Here is a 17,167-nt window from a genome sequence, read left to right as displayed (position 1 = left end):
TAAAATACCTCATTATGGTGTAATTAAGTTTTTTTATGTTATTGTGAATTTAACATACTAAAGTTTTTGAATGTTTATAATTGAGCACAATTAGTATAAGTCAACACTTATTTAAACCAAGCACGGTACGTGAATTGATTTTGTTCATTATGAACACCGCATGCCTTTCTGAATAAGTTTCAAGTAATTGTTGATCCACTGATTTATCGTCAATATGGAAAAGAAACTCATTGCAGAAATAAATATAGAAGGAAAAGAAATTACACATTTCGCATCTTTCAGCTTAAAACAGGCTTTTAATGATCATCATCATTTTGAGCTTCGTTTTAATCATGATCACATGGGCGCTCCCGGCCTGATCACATTAGATGACAGTCGTGATTTTGTGGGCAAAACCCTTACTGCTTCTTTCGGGCACTCACAGGAAGGAATGCAAAATTTTCTAGGCCTGGTATCCAAAGTTGAACTTTCTCAAAGTCATGGTTATCATGGCGTTTTAATCGTAAGTGGTTATAGTCCTACTATTCTAATTGACAGGGGTCCGGATCTGGGTTCTTACTTGGATAAAGATTTAAATGATATTGTAAAACTGGCCACCAAAGATACGCCCGCCAATGATTTAAAAGTGGTAGCCAATGCGGCCAGAAGTTCATCAATTGATTACATCATTCAATATAAAGAAAGCGACTTTGAGTTTCTTAACCGGCTTTCGGCAGAATACCATGAGTGGTTTTTCTATGATGGTAAACAACTGAATTTTGGAAAGCCAAATGTGCAGCATGAAGTCTCTTTATTTTATGGAAGAGATGTGCAGGAAATGCAATATGCAATGGAAATTGGGCCGATAAAAAATAAACGCTTCTCCTATAATCCGGGTCAGAATGAGATGCTTCAGGGCGAGAGTACGGGAAGAGTAGATGGTACACCCGATTTATCTCATGCCATTAAAGCTTCAAACCTTACTTATAGCAAAACTTTTAATCAACCATCATTAATTAGGGTAGATAATGGGAATGATATTAAAAACCTCGTCGAAAACGAAGAGAAGGCCAATACCAGTGAACTTTTAAAGATTACCGCTAAAGGTGATAATGCAGAATTAAGCATTGGATGTATAGCTGAAATCACCATGAGCCTCCGTAAAGAACTGGAATTTGTTTCAGAGAGTTTGGGTAAATTCTTGATCACCAGCATTAATCACCATATTAATGAAAATGGAAAATACCACAATACTTTTGAGGGAAAAATCTCTACAACTGAACGCCTTTTAGTTAAAAACTTCCATAAGCCACAGCCAGATATGCAATTGGCAGATGTGATTGATAACAATGACCCAAAAGGACAAGGACGGATTAAAGTTAAATTTAAATGGGAATGTTTAACCAATGATGTAACCGAATGGTTGCGCGTGGTTACACCAAGTGCTGGTGTTGGTGAACGTGGAAATAACCGCGGTTACTTTGCCATTCCGGAAATTGATGATCAGGTAATGATTGCCTTTGAAGAAGGAAATATCGCCCGGCCAGTGGTGATGGGTAGTGTTTACCACAGCTCGAGTGTAGATAGCAGCCCGCTGATTAAAAACCACTTAAAAAGTATCATCACCAGAAGTGGCCATTTGGTAGAGTTTGATGATGATGCCAATACACAGGGGATTAAGATTACAGATATCCACCAAAACATTATCCACATTGATACCAAAGGGAATAATATTACCATAACAGCTTTAGAAAACATGACGCTGAATTGCAAGAATATGCAGATTAACGTAGGGGAGAATATGGATGTTCAGGTAGGTCAAAATCAATCCACAAATGCTGGCAAAGATATCGCAACAACCGCCGGAAATAACTATTCCTTAAGTGCAGTTGGCGATGTATCAGAAACTTCAAACAATAGAACAGAGCTTGCTACGAAAGATTTTAAAAGAACAGCTGATACTTCAAACGAAATAGCAAGCGAAATAAGCATGTTCAGTGCAAAAGAAAACATGACTATGCAAAGCGGTAAAATTGTAGAGCTTAACAGCGCAGAAAAATCTAATCTTTTCTAAGTATGGCAATTATAAAGCAGGCAAAAAATATCAGTATTGAGGTTATCCAAAAATACGAATTGCGTGTTGGCGTTAAATTGGAAAAGATTGCGCAGATAATGAATGTGGAAGCTACTGCTCAAAATTTATCACTCGCCAGCAACAAAAAAATTGTTTCAAGCGGTAACAAAACATGAGTTTAAAAATAAACAAATACTTATTGCTTATCCTAACGATGTTAGCTATAATAAGTTGCAAAGGGCAAAAAATGGAAGAAAAATTTGAGTGGACGGGAACAGTCTCGGCTCCGGAAGAGTATCCGATGGAAGTATACAAGGGTGCTTTAATTGCTAACGATTTTACCTATAGTTTTGATGCCATCTGGGGAACGCAGAATACTGGATGGGGAAACGACGGCGGCGTGATGAGCGTAACGACCAAACAAATGGAAGCACCGGATTCGTTAAGTTTTACCTGGCTATCGCTAATGGAAAAGAAATTTTATACCGGTAAATGGAAATTAGATAAGGCCCGCATTGCCCAGTTATTCCATGACGGATTTAAGGATAACATGACCAATAAAAAAGATAACTACACGTTGATCAAAATTGGCCTGGCGCCAAAAGGTAAGGTAGTGGTCTGGCTTAGCGGCCCAGGTTTCCAGACGGAAGTGGGTGCTTTTGAGGCCAATGAAATAACTATTTCAAAAGAACAGGCTTATCCCAATGCAAAGTACATGCTGGAGCCGAATTTTATCACACTTACACTGGAAGATAAAATGATTATGAAGCCGGAAATTTTAGAACGCATTAAAGCTGAAGGCATGCCAGATCCAGCTGTTTATGAACTTTACCGCAAAAAATATCCTTGGCATCCAGAAGTTCATTTACCCGTTGGAGATCAGTTGATATTATGCTATTACAACTTCCTTAACGGTGAAGAAGAAAATCGGTTTGGAGAAGATCTTACAGCTAATCCATACGTTTCCAGGGCCGTACCGAAATACATCACTTTGGTTTGGAAAAAGGAAAACGGAACAAAATATGGGCTTGAAATAAAACCTTTTGACGAAAAGGAAACAATCGCTGCTTTTGAGAAACTCGGAAAATCCGGTGAGATAGACCTCGTTGTATCGCTAAATGCTGACGGGAAAGGAGCAAAAATATCGCTAAAAAATAGTACAGAAGAAATTCAGCTCAACAGGGCGAAAATCGATATCAGTAAAGTGGATTAGTATGACGAGCGTTAAATTGGGCAGTTATGTACCGCCAAACGATAAAGTAGAGTATTTAGATCTTTTTGTAGGTGTGTTTTTTGATGGAACAAAAAACAATATGAATAACTCTGAAGAGCGTAGAGCCAATACACCTACCTACCAGCGTAACGGAACAGATAGCGATAGCAGTTATCAGAACGATTGGTCGAACGTTGCCAGACTTTGGGATATTTACGATAAGAGTAAAAGTATTTATTTAGAGGGTATTGGTACTGAAGATGGGCAAAAAGATAGTCAAATGGGTTATGCCTTCGGTACCGGAAGCACAGGAATAAGGGGAAAAGTGAGAAAGGCATGTGAAAAAATTTTTACAGATAAACTGAAAAGTGCGATAAAGAGCAGCGGAAAAAAGAAATTAAGAAGTATTACTTTCGACGTATTTGGTTTTAGTCGGGGGGCTGCGGCAGCAAGAAATTTTGTTTATGAGATCAGTAAAAATGAATACCGGTCTAGGATGACTGCAGACCCACATACAGGAATCGTATCGAGATATGATTCGGATGGGGAAGCAACAAGTTTAGAAGTAATGCCAGCCTGCGGCCGTTTAGGCGAAATGTTTAGCGCTGCGGGACTTAAAATAGCTCCTAACCAAATTAAGGTTAGGTTTTTGGGCATTTTTGATACCGTATCGTCGTACTCAAAATATTTTAGTGCATCTCCTAATTTCAACGATGTTGAAGAATTACACCTCAATCAGATTGGTCGTGCGCAAAATGTTGTCCATTTTATAGCTGAAAATGAGCACCGTAAGAATTTTTCTTTAACACATACAAATGTTGGGAGGGAACGGGTTTTTCCGGGTGTACACAGTGATATTGGAGGAAGTTACGAAACAGATACGGAAGTAGTATCCGAATTGGCTACCTCGTGGACCCTTAAAGGCAATCTTGATACCTTTAAAGCAAAACTTATAAAAGAAGCCTGGTATAAGGAAGATCAATTGAAAGTTACTGGTGGCAATATGTACTGGGCCCTTGAGGGAAGAAGGTTTATTTACAAAGAATACAGTTATATCCCCTTACAGTATATGGCAGAGCATAGTCAGAATCATGGTTTGCCGCTTGCTAAAAGTAAAACTGAAACAAAATACACCATCAATGGCAATCCTTTGCTACTTAAGGTCAAAGCTAGGCTTAGAGATTATGTAATGGCTAATGGATCACAATATGTTTTTTCTGCAGAATTACCCAAGGATCCCGGGCAGCGGCAACAGCAGGAAGACCTGCGCAAATTGAGAAACCAGTATTTGCATTGGTCGGCAGATAGAAAAAGTTCTTACGGCATCATACAGCCTATGACGCCAAATGCTGATGGCAAAAGGGTTACTTATTAATACGTTCGGTTATGGAAAAAGTAAGTAGCCTTTCAAATTCTGCAGCTCAGGACAAAATTAAGCTCAATATCGACCATGCGATTGATTTTGCACCCAAACCCCGTTCTACAAGGAATTATGGCATTACCATTAAATACTATAACGATGGAAAAACAGAAGTGGCAAAAAGATTAGATTACCAGATCCACCTCAAAGTGAACCAATTTAGAGATGAAAATAAAGTTTGGCAGTTATGCTTTGATAAAACGGACCTTTTTATAGACAGGCATGAGCCTGATTTTGTTGGTGAACAACTGGCCAACATGGGCATGGGTGCAATATATCCCCTAAAGGTTGATGTGAATTCCAGGAACGAAATATTTAGAGGGATTGTTAATCACGGAGAAATCCTAAACCGCTGGAAACAGGTAGCCGAAAAAATCTCTGATAAATATGAAGGTAGATATGCGGAGCTATATTTAGAAAAGATGGAGAAAAAGATATCGGATAGGTTTGAGCTCGAATATGCACTAAAGGCAGATATGTTCTGGAATGTATTTTTTCATCCCCAATACCTAAAATATGATGGTTCATTATCCCGGCAAAGCACATTATTTTTTCCCGTTATCGCTTATAAAAACGTGGCTTTCGAAGGTATTCAGTCTGTTGAACCCAACTACACCGATTATGGAACATTCAAAGTGAATTTTTTTTCAGAAAGTGAGCTTACTGAAGAGCAAAAAATACAGATGGAGCAAAAAGGGGCTTTAAAAATGAAATTAAATGCCGCCTTTGATTTAGATCAGAATGGAGGTTTGCTTAAACATGCCCGTGTTGATTGGAATTTGTATAAAAAAGAAAACGGCGAAGAAATGAGTGCGAAACGTATTGTATTCTCTGCCTACGAAATTGAAAATAGCATTCCAAAAACAGATCAGGAAGCATTGATTCAAATAGAAGCAGATAACGTTGCTAGTAAAAAGAAAAAAGGATTTTGGGCGAGCTTATTAGGTTAATGTAAAAACAGGAGAGAAATGTCACAGAAAGAAATCATTGTACAAGGTGCCACCTGCCAATGCCAGTTTGGTACCACAACCGATAAGCTTAAAGTACTCACACAACAAAAGCATTATGTGAATGATAAAGATGGTGCACAAAAATTAATTGCCTCTCATGTAGATATCGGGATGACTTTTGAAAAAAACACCTTTGGACAATGTAAACTTCAGCCAACCCCAGGTGGTTTTAAACCCTGTGTGCCTGCACTAACTGAATGGAAGGCCATGTATAAAGACATGGTATTAATTAACAGTGGACAGGTTTTGGTAGAAGATAGCAAAGGTGTTTGCACCATTAGCGGTTCGCCCTGTATATTTTTTGCCAAAACCGGGCAGAAAGGGCAGCCTTCGCAGCAGAATATCGATAATGCTGATGAGGAACAACAATCCCAGATTAATCCATTGGTGAATATGAAGGAGCTGGATAAGGCCGGTTTATACGAATTTTTAAACGCTGAATAGTCATGCCAGATAAAATAGAAGATACAAGAGGATTGCAGCATTGTTATTTCAGGGAAAACGGCAAACTTTATTCGCTTGATAAGGGGATGGGAATTTACCTAAATACCGAAAATAAAAATGAATTTGTAGTTGATGAAAGGTGTGTAGGCGGAAAAACCACCAATCCTAAACACACCATTGAAAATGCCAGATGGGCGTTCATATATGATGTGTTTTTTCAAAGCCTGGAAAAAGCAAAATCCGGTGAAATTACCGATAATCTCTGGGGGCCATTAAGCGACGGAAAAATCCCGGTAAGTAAATACGGATTGGGTCTTAAATATAAAGTTGGCAGCACTTTTTTATTTAATCCTTCGGGTTATAGCTATTATTACGGCTTTAAACAAAGAGTAGAACTTTTCAGCGAAAGTCCGGGTACAGGCTTTTATTTTTATGTGATACCGGTAACCAAATCAAACATCTGTTATGCCTACTTTAATAAAAGTGAAGATGTAAAGCGTTATGGCGATTTTGCAAACCTCGAAATCATGCTGCACGGCTATAACCTGGATAAGAAAAACAAATATCGCGGAAAAGTATACCTATTGGAAGAAGATATAGCGAAAGGTTTAATCGGTACAGATGATTTTAAAAAAAATAACCTGTGGAAAGAACCAAAGGTTTTTGCTATATCTCAGGATGCTGGAAGTTCAAGCAATTGCAACAGCTATCATAAAATTTCTTTTCCGATAGAAATTGCCTGGAAAAAGGAACAAAAAGCAAAGAAAAATTTTACCGTAGTACTCGAAATATATAAATATCACACCGAACCCGGATTAATATACGGTACAAATGAAAAAGAAGAACGGGTAGTTTTTAGGAACTTTGCCGATGAGCCTACCACCGATCTGGTTACATATGATGCTAAAGTATTAGGGCTAAAGGATATCGACAATAAATCGTCTATTTCAAGCCGCTTTATCGTATCTGAAGAGTTGATGACCGACTTTTTGGACAGGATTGAAACAAAAAAAGTAAATCAGATCCAGTACATTGGTGATATCAGGTATACCAAAAAGGAATTCGATCCCTGCGGTTATTCAAAAATCGTGATCAAAGATGATGGAGATAAAGAAAGAAGTGCTTTTACCTGCTTTGATGAAGACCTTTTAACCACAGGGGGCGACAAAACTGGTCAGCCGTTTTCCATCATTGCCGGAGAAAAGAGAAAAGATGTATCCATTACGGTAGAAAACCTGCATAATAAAAATGTACCGTGTAATGGCCTACTACTTCCAAGCGGACAAAAGCATGATTCCCCTAACCATGTTTTCTTATTGGATAGGGCCATTGCGGCAGAAAAAACAGATAAAGGCTATACTACTATTAAAGATCCTACGCAAGAGAATGATACCGATGTAATTCCGGATAAAAACAAGGCGCCTTCTGAGGACGTATCGGAAGTACAGGTTTTGCAAAGTGAATTTAAAGGTGATAACCAGATTGTTTTAAAGCTCAATTATATTTATAATAAAGTTTGGCTGGAAAGGAGTTTGGGGGATAACGCAGCTTCTGAATTTATGTGGATGTTCAACTATTTCTGGTTGAGCGATTCGTTGGCGCAAAGTTATTATCTCCCAGTGAGCACTTGCAGATACCCGAACCAGATTGCAAAAATAAACGTGTATCCAGATATGGAGTGGGAGTTTAGTTTAAAGCTATCTTCCGATACACCAGAGGTTTATTCGCACACAAATATGCCTACCGGTGTTACTTCAAGGCAGAACAGGATAAAAACTTTGGCCGCTTCCAACAACCGCAGATTTTTAAATGGTGAAGTATCATTCGATCTCGCTATTAAGGCAAAATCAGGTGATTTTACTAGGGAGATATCAGGCGGGTATGCGGCAAAAATAGAACCTTTTTTAAGGGCTTTAATCAAGGTAAAAGAAACATTGGATGATATAACCGGTGTCACCAAAGCCAAAAATGGAATGGCGGCAAAACTGGCTTCAAAACTGCCGATAAAAATGTTGCCCATTACTTTCCAGATGGATTACCCCGTAATATCGATTGCCGGAACCTGGAAACTTGAACCGGACAAGGAAAAAATATATAATGTAAGGAGAACAGGGGCCATATCCCTTGGTTTTACCCCATTGATAAAAGGAACAGGTAAACTTGATTTAATCGCATGTTCCGAATTTATTCCTGCTGCCGGGCAGGTCATCAAAGCAATACGTACCGCTGCCGATGTTGCAGGAATAGAAATCTGGTTTAACCTCCTTGCGTTTGGACAGATAGATTTAAAGGCAAATATTACATTGGGACAAGAGTATGGTATGGAACCCTTAGAGGCCAGTACTACGGTGGGTATCGGGGCTGAATTAGGGATCAAAGCGGCAGCTGATGTCCCAAAGATCAGTTTTAACTCACGTCCTTCGGGTGAAGGTCTGGGCGTCGAATTCGAAGCCTCTGCAAGAGGCGAAACCTCTCTTATCTTTTCTGGTAAAACCGGTGCAAGCAACGAAGGCATGTATGTTGAAGCTGGCATAGGATTTGGAGGACTTTTGGTTTATGTAACTGCAAAGGCAAAAATATGGAGGGCAAAGGTTGGGGTCGACAATGAAGCCCACGAATTGGTAGAGCCTAAACCAGATATGCTTAAAGGACGTTATTACTATATTAAAAACAAATAAATGAGCAAAAAAATTATACTCGGCATCGCCATTTTAATTCAATTCTTGAATATTGGATGTCAGGCACAAAATGATAAAAAAACAATGGAACAAATTATTAGCGATATCAAATCCCAGGTAAAAACACATAGCGAAACACCTGTTTATACTGTTCAGATGAATAAACAGGGTTGCAAAATGGTGTTGGAAATGCAGGATAACGTAGATTACAGGATGGTGGAGAACAATGGCGAAAGTATGATGTTGCCCCTTAATGCAATGATTACCAAGAGCGGTCCACAAACGGCCATTGTTAAAATTTATCCAAAAGATGGGGACGAATTTATATCTAAATATGCACATGTTAAACTGACTTTTTATCACGCACCCAATAAAAACAGCAGGTTGTCTGAGTATAAAAAAATAACAGAATTTGAACTTCCTTCTGGACTGGAGGAAAAAAAACTTCCTTATTACGAAACTAAGATCCAGTTTGCGGCCACGGTACCTTTTGATTACAGTAAAGAACTGGCCGAAGCAAAAGACCTAAAAACTGTTCCCAATATTGAACAAAAAGTAGTACAAAAATATAATGAGATACGCAATGCCTGCGAAAACTTTGATTCATTGGCTTACAATAAATATTTGGTGCACTCTTCAGCCTTAGTTTACAATACAACATACACAAGTAAGGAGCAGATCGAAGAAAAGGAAACTTCTGGTGATTTGCTTGCCCTTGTTGATCCGCAGGTAAAGAAAAGATCGTTTACGCCCATCCAGAACTATTCGGTTCAGTATTATGCAAACGGAAAAATAGTAGCTTTATGGCAAAAAAACCATCACCCTATTTTACACTTAAAAGGTGAAGTTGCTTCCTCTAAAGAAGGCTCAGAAGCGAAGTCATTTGAAGCTGGAGATCCGATTTTTCTGTACCTGCCAAAAAATGCTGAAGGACTGCAGGTTTGGTAGTAAATATTATGACTAAATTTATGTTAATTAAAAAAGAACTGAACAGGTAGTTCTTTTTTATGAACAAGCTATGATAGCCAAAAGAATTTCAATTGCACTATTTTGCTATTTCCTTTTTTTTAGGCTCTATGTTGTATGTGCTTTATTTTATTCCTTCATCATTCAGGCATCTAACGAAAACCTGATCAGAAAAACAAATGATGGTTTTCAGCTCACCATTTTCCAGTTAGAGTTTTATTTTTTCCTGATCGTCATTTACGGTTTCCGGCCATCGCGCTTTAATAAAACAATTATTAAAAGTTACCGTGTGGATGAACCTAAAAAACTTTCAAAAAAGGCTTTTTTTTGGACCGTATATTTTGGAGTGCTACTTGTTGTTTTTGGAATTCCGTTCATGATATTTAAGAGTGCTTTAGCAGGTGTTTTTGATATCCTTACCGGAGCCAACCAGTATATCGTTGAAAATACAGGCTTACTCATAATGGCTATGGTTTTTTTAGGCCTTAATATGCTGGGTTTTTATTACGATTTTAAAAATGCTTTCGATCATGCAAAAACCCAGTTTTTCAGCTTTTTGTTCGCGTTTATGTTAACGGTTCCGATTTCGGCATTTCTGTATTTAATTTCGATTCTATTGGATATGAAGACTGATGCATTGATCATAATTTGTTTGGCATTTAATCTTTCTTTTCTATTTCTGAATATTAAAGGCTATCTAGGAAATAAAGGCGTAAACTAAAAGGAAATTAGTCCTATATAGTGAGTTATGGAAAGAACCGACCGAAGATATCTAGAAAACGAATATATGGAGAGAAAAAATTTATACAAATCAAGATGAAAAAAAGACAAAATAAGCTAAAAATATTTTTATGCTCCGTTTTATGCTTAATAAGCATGAGCAGCTGTAAAAGTGACAGAATCACCCCTGTCTTGGAAAGAGGCAAGCCGGTTGATCTTGCTCAAGTCGATTTTCAAAAACTTAATCCAGATAATTTTTTTGCTAAACTAGCTTATGTAAAAGAAAATAAAATGGGTGCTAATAAGCATACAAATAGCCGAAATGAAGTGCTAAGTATTGAATGGTTCACACTATATAATATCACTGATCAACGACTATTAAATCAATACAAAGATGTTGAGAATTATATAATAAAAAAGGGAGAGATGTATGGTGATTTAGATTTTGTAGAAAGAAAATCTCCATTAATTGGAATGAAAGATCCAGATTTAAGAAGTTTCGGGTACTGGACTTCGAAGGAAATTATGTTTAGTCGCTTGTATATGAGTTCTACACCAGCTAACAAATTGATTAGGGTAATTCTTGAAACCAATAATTTGCATAATTCGGGTGAGAAGGAATATAATACTTTATTAGAGGTATTAAAAAAGCAGAATAAGAAAGCAAAAATTAAGATGGATCCTCAATCAAACGGAATTCCAAGCTATAGTTGGACTACAGAGGAGAAAGTAATACAACTGTATTTTTCTAAAGCTGATGATTTAAATTCGTTTACCTTAAAGATTGCCTACATAAATCCTGACACTAAAGGATATTTAAAGGAATTTGGAAATTAAGATTATACCGATGAATTTTAAACTAAATGTCAGTAACTAATAAAAACTTAATGGCTACAAAACCAATTTATGAATTATTAATAGATGACAGAGGTGTTACTACAATGTAAAGCATTTCCTGCTATAGCTGAAGTAATTTTGAAAATCGAGGAATTTGAGAAGGGCAACTATTTATAGAAAATTTTACAAGCAGAGAAGTCTCATTAACGAATCTAATATAGCTCAAATGAATAGTAATAATTCTGTAGCCAAAAGTAACACTTTGTCCAAAAATGCTACAATTTTTTGATCTATCCAATGTAGTAAAAATCAGACTTCGGCTATTTTCAAAAAAAACACATTGATCACCAAATAGAAAATCTTCGTTCTACAAGCTCTAAATTAAATTTTATTAAATAAATACACTTGTTAGCCATTATGTATGAGTGAGATACATTGAGTTTGGCTTGGTATTTGGTGCGTAAATTAAGAACAGCAAATGCTGAGATAACCAAATTATTTAACCTTAAATTTAGAACTTATGGCTTTCAAAGCTAGATTAAATTTTTCGGGCAAGGAGTATGATGTACTTCATTGCGCCTATGCGTTAAACCGCGATGTAGATGCTAAAGGAAGACCTTCTTCCGGAGTTTACGGCGGTACCATCGATATTGAGATCGAGTCAACCGAAGACACCTCAATTATCGAAGCGATGGTAAATAACCAGTACAAACCCATTACCGGAACCCTTCTAATTAAAAAATCTGAAGAAGATGCCAAAATGAAAGAAGTTGATTTTGAAGATGGCTACATTGTGAAGTATTCCGAAGGAATCAACATTGTGGGTGATCACCCGATGACACTGAAATTCCAGATCTCAGCCAGAAAGCTGAAACTTGGAAATGCAGAGCATTTAAACGATTGGCCTAAAGCGTAGACGGGGTGATTGTTTAGGGTTAAGGACTTTGAATTGGTATAGTAACTTAGATTCGTTTAGTATAGTTTAGGGTTTAGTATGGTTTAGCGTTAGTGTTGTTAAGTTTTAATATTAGTCTAACCCATCTAACCTTATAACCCATCTAAACATTTTCAGGTTCTTACCAACTAACCGCCTAAACACTTAACCCATCTTAATTACAATTCATTTTTCAAAAACATTTAAAACTTATTAAAATGGCATTTAAAACCAGATTAACATTAGGTTCAAAAGAATTTGATGTTTTACAGTGCAGCTTTTCATTAAACAGAGATGTAGACGCTAAGGGTCGTCCATCATCAGGGGTATACGGTGGAACCATCAACATTGAAATCGAATCTACAGAAGATACTTCAGTAATCGAATCAATGGTAAACAACCAGTATAAACCTCAATCAGGAACTATCATCTTCAAAAAAGGCGAAGAGGATGCAAAAATGAAAGAATTAACTTTCGAGGATGGCTACATTATCCAATACAGCGAAGGCATTGCGGTAAATGATAGTACGCCAATGACTCTTACTTTCGTGGTATCAGCACGCAAGCTCAAATTGGGTAATGCTGAACATGAAAACGATTGGCCAAAAGCATAAAAAACTGTGGATTAGTTTAATTTAAGATTTATAAGTTTAGATTTAGAAATCTTACAATATAACTAACTAGTTAAAATTAGTTTAGGGGTTAGAAGTTTATACATAGCTCACCCCTAAACCTCTTATTCTTTAGCCAATTCCTGAATTTAATTTTCAGAGGCCTGTTTAAGTATTCATATTGTTCCCCTAAAGCGTTGTTTTACCTATGAAAAAGACAAAAGCAATAAAAATAGTTAAGCCGTCTCAACCTACAGATCTAGAATATATAAAAATGTTCGATGACTGCGTGATTGATGCAACAAAAATAGGTACGATTGATAAGGCTATAGACGAGCAAGTCAGTGCCAACAGAAATCGATATACAGACATATCTGATCAGGTGGCTGGTAACGTAATAAAGCCATTTACATCCGTATTAACACCTAGTACTTTGTTTCAGCCAGTTAATGCTTTAGATCTATCCAAGCCTATAGATGGCTCTTTTGCTGCTTTTCATAAAAACACTTTTGAAGAATCATTAAAGAATTTTGTTGTAGGTTCATCTAAAATTCCATGGTATTTCATTGCCTGTGCACACTATCTTGAATGTACATTCGATTTTAAAAAGCACTTACATAATGGAGATCCACTCTCAGGTTATACCGTTAGAGTACCAGCAAATAGGCCAAAAGTCGGACATGGACCACCCTTTACTTTTGAAGAGAGTGCTGTTGATGCCTTAAAGTTCATGAAACTAAATGAAATCTCTAATTGGAGTCTTCCAACAGTATTACGCAAACTCGAAGCATATAATGGTTTTGGATATTTTAAATACCATAGTATCAATTCTCCTTATTTATGGAGTTATTCCAATCAATATGCGAAAGGAAAATACGTTGCCGATGGAAAGTTTGATGCGGAAGCCGTTTCCAAACAAATGGGGGCTGCGGTAATATTAAAAAGGATGGAGCAGCGTGCATTAATATACATTCCAAGGCACTAAATATGATGAAGATTAAAACTTTAATGATTGCGATTGTTTTGCCCTTTTTAATCTGCTGCACCCCAGAAAACGGACAGGGGCAGCAAACAGTGGATAAAAATGCAGATCAAAAATTGCATCAATCATCGCAGAAAACACCTTTGGTAAGTTTAACTGACGAACAGGAATTTAGAAAAACCCTCGAAAACTTAAAAGAGACACTTAAGCAGAAGAATTTAAAAAAGATATCATCTTTATTAAATTATCCGTTTTATACCAGTCATAAGGAAGTACCCAATGGAATAGGGATACCTGCAGATCCGATTAGTTTGAAAGAATTTGATAGCTATAAGTCGGCAATTTTTAATGCGGATGTGATGCGAATTCTACCATTATGTAAAGAGGATAATTTGTCAGAAATTGATGAAAAAACAGATGAGGTTTATTATCGTTCATTAAAAAAATTAACAGATACTGGCAGTAAAATGTATGAGGTCTATATGCAGTATCCGGAAAGCAATACACAAGCCGAAAGTTATTTTAGCTTCATCTTTGGTAAAGTTAATGGTCAGTTTAAAATGCTGTCAACCTATGCAAAATGGCCCATCAAATAGTTAATGTATTTGAAATAATTAAGACGGCACATTTTAAAAATAATTCATTAAACCTCACTGACCTTCAGATCTAATTGTTTGGTTTTTCTTGCCGTTAATGAAGAGCCTGCGGATGCAATTACGACACATGTAACGGCTGCACATTCTGTAAGAGAAAGGTGCTCTTTTAAAAATACAAATGCAGCCAATGATGCCATTGCAGGCTCCAGACTCATTAATATACTAAATGTTTTGGCTGGTAACTGTTTTAGCGCGCTAATTTCAAGAGTAAAAGGAATAGCGCTTGATAGTAACGCAAGTGCTGTACCAAGTCCTAATAATTTGGGGGTTAAATGATACAAACCTCCACTAAAAATGCCGAAAGGTAAAATGATGATCGTAGCGATTAACATACCTATAGATACCGCCTCTCCACCTTTCATTATTTTAGAGATTTTACCTCCCAATACAATATAGGCAGCCCAAAATCCACCTGCAAGTAAGGCCAATAAAACTCCTGAAACATTTAACCCGTTACTCGTCCAGGGTGCGATTAAAGCAATTCCAATGATAGATAATATAACCCAGATAAAGTCTATTGCTTTTTTAGATCCAAAAATTGCAAGTAATAAAGGGCCTACAAACTCCAGTGTAACACCTAAGCCTATTGGAATACGTTCGATTGCTGAATAAAATATCATATTCATCAGGCCTAGTGAACCACCATAAAGCAGAAGATATTTCCATTGTTTGATGTTAAATTTAAAAAAATTAGGGCGAAAAGTAATTAAAAGGATGGCTGCCGATAATCCAATTCTAAGTGATGCCGTAGCGGCTGCACCTATTTCCGGGAAAAGTCCTTTAGCAATAGCGGCACCACACTGAACGCTTATGATGGCTATAATTACTGCAGGAATAGGCGGAATATTAAATTTGCTTTTCATTAAAAATTTAAAGAGCGGCGAAATTACATATTTATAGCAAACAATATAAGTCGAATATTAATTATGTCGGTTCTGTTATAAAACAAAAAAGGCATGGATCAAATCCATGCCTTTAAAATTACTTTAGGTTCAGTTAGCAGAATAATTCCTGTTCATCTCTATTCTCTGTAGGGATTTTCTTTAAAAAGTCGTCGAATCCAGAGCCAATATTATCAGAATAAATGCCATAAGCATCTAGCATATAACCAATATTTTTTTCCGAATCTTCAACTAAATAAAGTACTGAATTGTCTGCAGGGTCTGAGGGTCCTTCAAATCGATATGTTTTAACAATCGTTAAGTCTTCTGGCTTGTAAATCTTACTCAGTGATTTACTTTGCATCTTACCGTGATCGGTCATTTTTAACTCGTTATCTCTTCCTTTCAGCCTCAATTTCTCTAAAATTTGACTCAAAGTGTTCATTTCAAATGGCTGTTCCATAGTTACATGATTTTATACCTAATAAACACTATGTAATGTAAATGGTTTTATAATCGAATTTTAAATCCGAAACTAAATGACTGTCAATGTGTTTGATATAAAACTAAATTTTAATATGATGAAAAACTATTTTTTAGGCTTAGCCATTGCCAGTATGGCATTAATAAGTGCCTGCTCGCAAAAAGAAACAGAACTTGCTTCTGCTAATCTTTCAGAAACTGCCGATCCTTCTAAAAGTATTGGAACAGTGAAGTTTTATGGATTAAGCGATGGCAAAATCAAAATGGATTTAAAATTAAAATTTGCATCAAGAGCTGATAGCAATGTTGCGGTACATTTTCATGAGCATGGTGATTGTGGCGACATGGGTGAAAATACACATGGACATTGGAACCCTACTAAAGAAGATCATGGAAAATGGGGGTCTGGAGAATACCACAGTGGCGATATAGGTAACATCAAGCTAGATTCAAAGGGAGAAGGTGAAATATCAATTACTACAGACCGATGGAGTGTGCAGGATGGAGATGTAAAAAATATCATCGGACGAGGCATTATTGTTCATGGAGGAACTGATGATTATAAAACACAGCCAACTGGTAACTCAGGCCCGAGAGTGGGTTGTGGCGTTATTGAAGCAGTCAAGAAGTAACCTATAATTAAGCTACATCAGAAAAGCGATTAAAATTTTAATCGCTTTTTTTATGCAATTTTAACAAGCCTGTCATCATCATGAAAAAGATAAGATATGGCTACTTTAAATGAATCTCCTCGGGGCAAGACCCATAAAGGAAAAACCAGAAAAACAGCTCCTCGTGTGGATTTAACTGCAATGGTTGACCTCATGTTTCTGTTAACCACCTTTTTTATGCTAACTACTTCTCTGGGCACCTTAAATGCTGCAGACGTAGCTAAGCCTGATCCCTGTAATGATTGTACTACGGATTATCCTGCATCCAGAACAATGACCATTTTACTCGGTAATAATAATATGGCAATTAGTTTTTTGGGCACGCCAGAAGGTGCCGATATGAAATTAATGCCTGTAAGAGAAATTGATAAACAAATCATGAAAAATAAATTAGCAGTAGCTAAGGCCCATCATAATGATAAAGGTAAACATATGCTTGTTATCATAAAACCTGGCAAAAATGCTCAATTCCAGGATTTTGTTGATGTAATAGACGAAATGAAAATTGCAGACATTAAGTCTTATAGCATTGATGATCAGCATTTCAACCCACTAGAAACAAAGGCTATCGATACGAATGATTTATAAAAAGTATTAAAATGAAAAAG

At 36.8% G+C, this 17,167-nt stretch carries 18 protein-coding genes; 16 read left to right on the top strand and 2 right to left on the bottom strand.

Annotation, left to right across the window (positions count from 1 at the left end; all coding sequences use genetic code 11):
• The first annotated feature begins 214 nt into the window (after positions 1-214).
• From EV200_RS08005 to EV200_RS07945, 14 genes are all read left to right on the top strand, one after another.
• Positions 215-2,053, top strand: a complete 1,839-nt coding sequence (locus EV200_RS08005) for a type VI secretion system Vgr family protein (RefSeq protein WP_132530944.1) — start codon at positions 215-217, stop codon at positions 2,051-2,053.
• 2 nt (positions 2,054-2,055) lie between these two features.
• The gene (locus tag EV200_RS21740; protein ID WP_165877891.1) at positions 2,056-2,229 is read left to right on the top strand and encodes a hypothetical protein; all 174 of its coding nucleotides are present in this window, start codon (positions 2,056-2,058) and stop codon (positions 2,227-2,229) included.
• A gap of 71 nt (positions 2,230-2,300) precedes the next feature.
• Positions 2,301-3,266, top strand: coding sequence for a DUF2931 family protein (locus EV200_RS08000; RefSeq protein WP_229676806.1), 966 nt, complete (start codon positions 2,301-2,303; stop codon positions 3,264-3,266).
• 1 nt (position 3,267) lies between these two features.
• Positions 3,268-4,641: a T6SS phospholipase effector Tle1-like catalytic domain-containing protein gene (locus tag EV200_RS07995; protein ID WP_132530940.1), complete on the top strand. Its 1,374-nt coding sequence runs from the start codon at positions 3,268-3,270 to the stop codon at positions 4,639-4,641.
• 11 nt (positions 4,642-4,652) lie between these two features.
• Positions 4,653-5,636 carry a hypothetical protein gene (locus EV200_RS07990; protein ID WP_132530938.1) on the top strand — a complete coding sequence of 328 codons (984 nt, stop codon included), beginning with the start codon at positions 4,653-4,655 and terminating at the stop codon, positions 5,634-5,636.
• A gap of 18 nt (positions 5,637-5,654) precedes the next feature.
• Positions 5,655-6,140: a DUF4280 domain-containing protein gene (locus EV200_RS07985; protein WP_132530936.1), complete on the top strand. Its 486-nt coding sequence runs from the start codon at positions 5,655-5,657 to the stop codon at positions 6,138-6,140.
• Positions 6,141-6,142: 2 nt separating this feature from the next.
• Complete coding sequence (locus tag EV200_RS07980) at positions 6,143-8,818, top strand: hypothetical protein (RefSeq protein WP_132530934.1); 2,676 nt, start codon at positions 6,143-6,145, stop codon at positions 8,816-8,818.
• On the top strand, positions 8,819-9,766 hold the full coding sequence (locus EV200_RS07975) for a hypothetical protein (RefSeq protein WP_132530932.1): 948 nt from the start codon (positions 8,819-8,821) through the stop codon (positions 9,764-9,766).
• A gap of 70 nt (positions 9,767-9,836) precedes the next feature.
• Complete coding sequence (locus EV200_RS07970) at positions 9,837-10,505, top strand: hypothetical protein (RefSeq protein WP_132530930.1); 669 nt, start codon at positions 9,837-9,839, stop codon at positions 10,503-10,505.
• Between the two features lie 95 nt (positions 10,506-10,600).
• Positions 10,601-11,341 (top strand): hypothetical protein, encoded by a 741-nt coding sequence (locus EV200_RS07965; RefSeq protein ID WP_132530928.1) that lies wholly within the window; start codon positions 10,601-10,603, stop codon positions 11,339-11,341.
• Between the two features lie 520 nt (positions 11,342-11,861).
• A complete protein-coding gene (gene tssD / locus EV200_RS07960; protein ID WP_029288480.1) occupies positions 11,862-12,257 on the top strand; it encodes a type VI secretion system tube protein TssD in 396 nt (131 codons plus the stop codon).
• A gap of 236 nt (positions 12,258-12,493) precedes the next feature.
• Complete coding sequence (gene tssD / locus EV200_RS07955) at positions 12,494-12,889, top strand: type VI secretion system tube protein TssD (protein ID WP_132530926.1); 396 nt, start codon at positions 12,494-12,496, stop codon at positions 12,887-12,889.
• Between the two features lie 271 nt (positions 12,890-13,160).
• A complete protein-coding gene (locus EV200_RS07950; RefSeq protein ID WP_132530924.1) occupies positions 13,161-13,871 on the top strand; it encodes a hypothetical protein in 711 nt (236 codons plus the stop codon).
• Positions 13,872-13,873: 2 nt separating this feature from the next.
• A complete protein-coding gene (locus EV200_RS07945) occupies positions 13,874-14,464 on the top strand; it encodes a hypothetical protein (protein ID WP_132530922.1) in 591 nt (196 codons plus the stop codon).
• 47 nt (positions 14,465-14,511) lie between these two features.
• Here the strand turns inward: EV200_RS07945 and EV200_RS07940 are convergent, their stop codons facing one another.
• Positions 14,512-15,387, bottom strand: a complete 876-nt coding sequence (locus EV200_RS07940; RefSeq protein WP_132530920.1) for an EamA family transporter — start codon at positions 15,385-15,387, stop codon at positions 14,512-14,514.
• Positions 15,388-15,520: 133 nt separating this feature from the next.
• On the bottom strand, positions 15,521-15,868 hold the full coding sequence (locus tag EV200_RS07935; RefSeq protein WP_132530918.1) for a hypothetical protein: 348 nt from the start codon (positions 15,866-15,868) through the stop codon (positions 15,521-15,523).
• A 115-nt stretch (positions 15,869-15,983) separates the two neighbouring features.
• Here EV200_RS07935 and EV200_RS07930 point away from each other — a divergent pair, with 115 nt between their 5' ends.
• Together EV200_RS07930 and EV200_RS07925 are read left to right on the top strand one after the other, a co-directional pair.
• The gene (locus tag EV200_RS07930) at positions 15,984-16,520 is read left to right on the top strand and encodes a superoxide dismutase family protein (protein ID WP_132530916.1); all 537 of its coding nucleotides are present in this window, start codon (positions 15,984-15,986) and stop codon (positions 16,518-16,520) included.
• Positions 16,521-16,616: 96 nt separating this feature from the next.
• A complete protein-coding gene (locus EV200_RS07925) occupies positions 16,617-17,147 on the top strand; it encodes an ExbD/TolR family protein (RefSeq protein ID WP_132530914.1) in 531 nt (176 codons plus the stop codon).
• Positions 17,148-17,167: the final 20 nt, after the last annotated feature.

It is taken from the genome of Pedobacter psychrotolerans (genome assembly GCF_004340665.1).
Lineage (GTDB): Bacteria > Bacteroidota > Bacteroidia > Sphingobacteriales > Sphingobacteriaceae > Pedobacter > Pedobacter psychrotolerans.
Note: the sequence above shows the minus strand (reverse complement) of the source record. Positions and strands in the feature narration are given on the sequence as shown.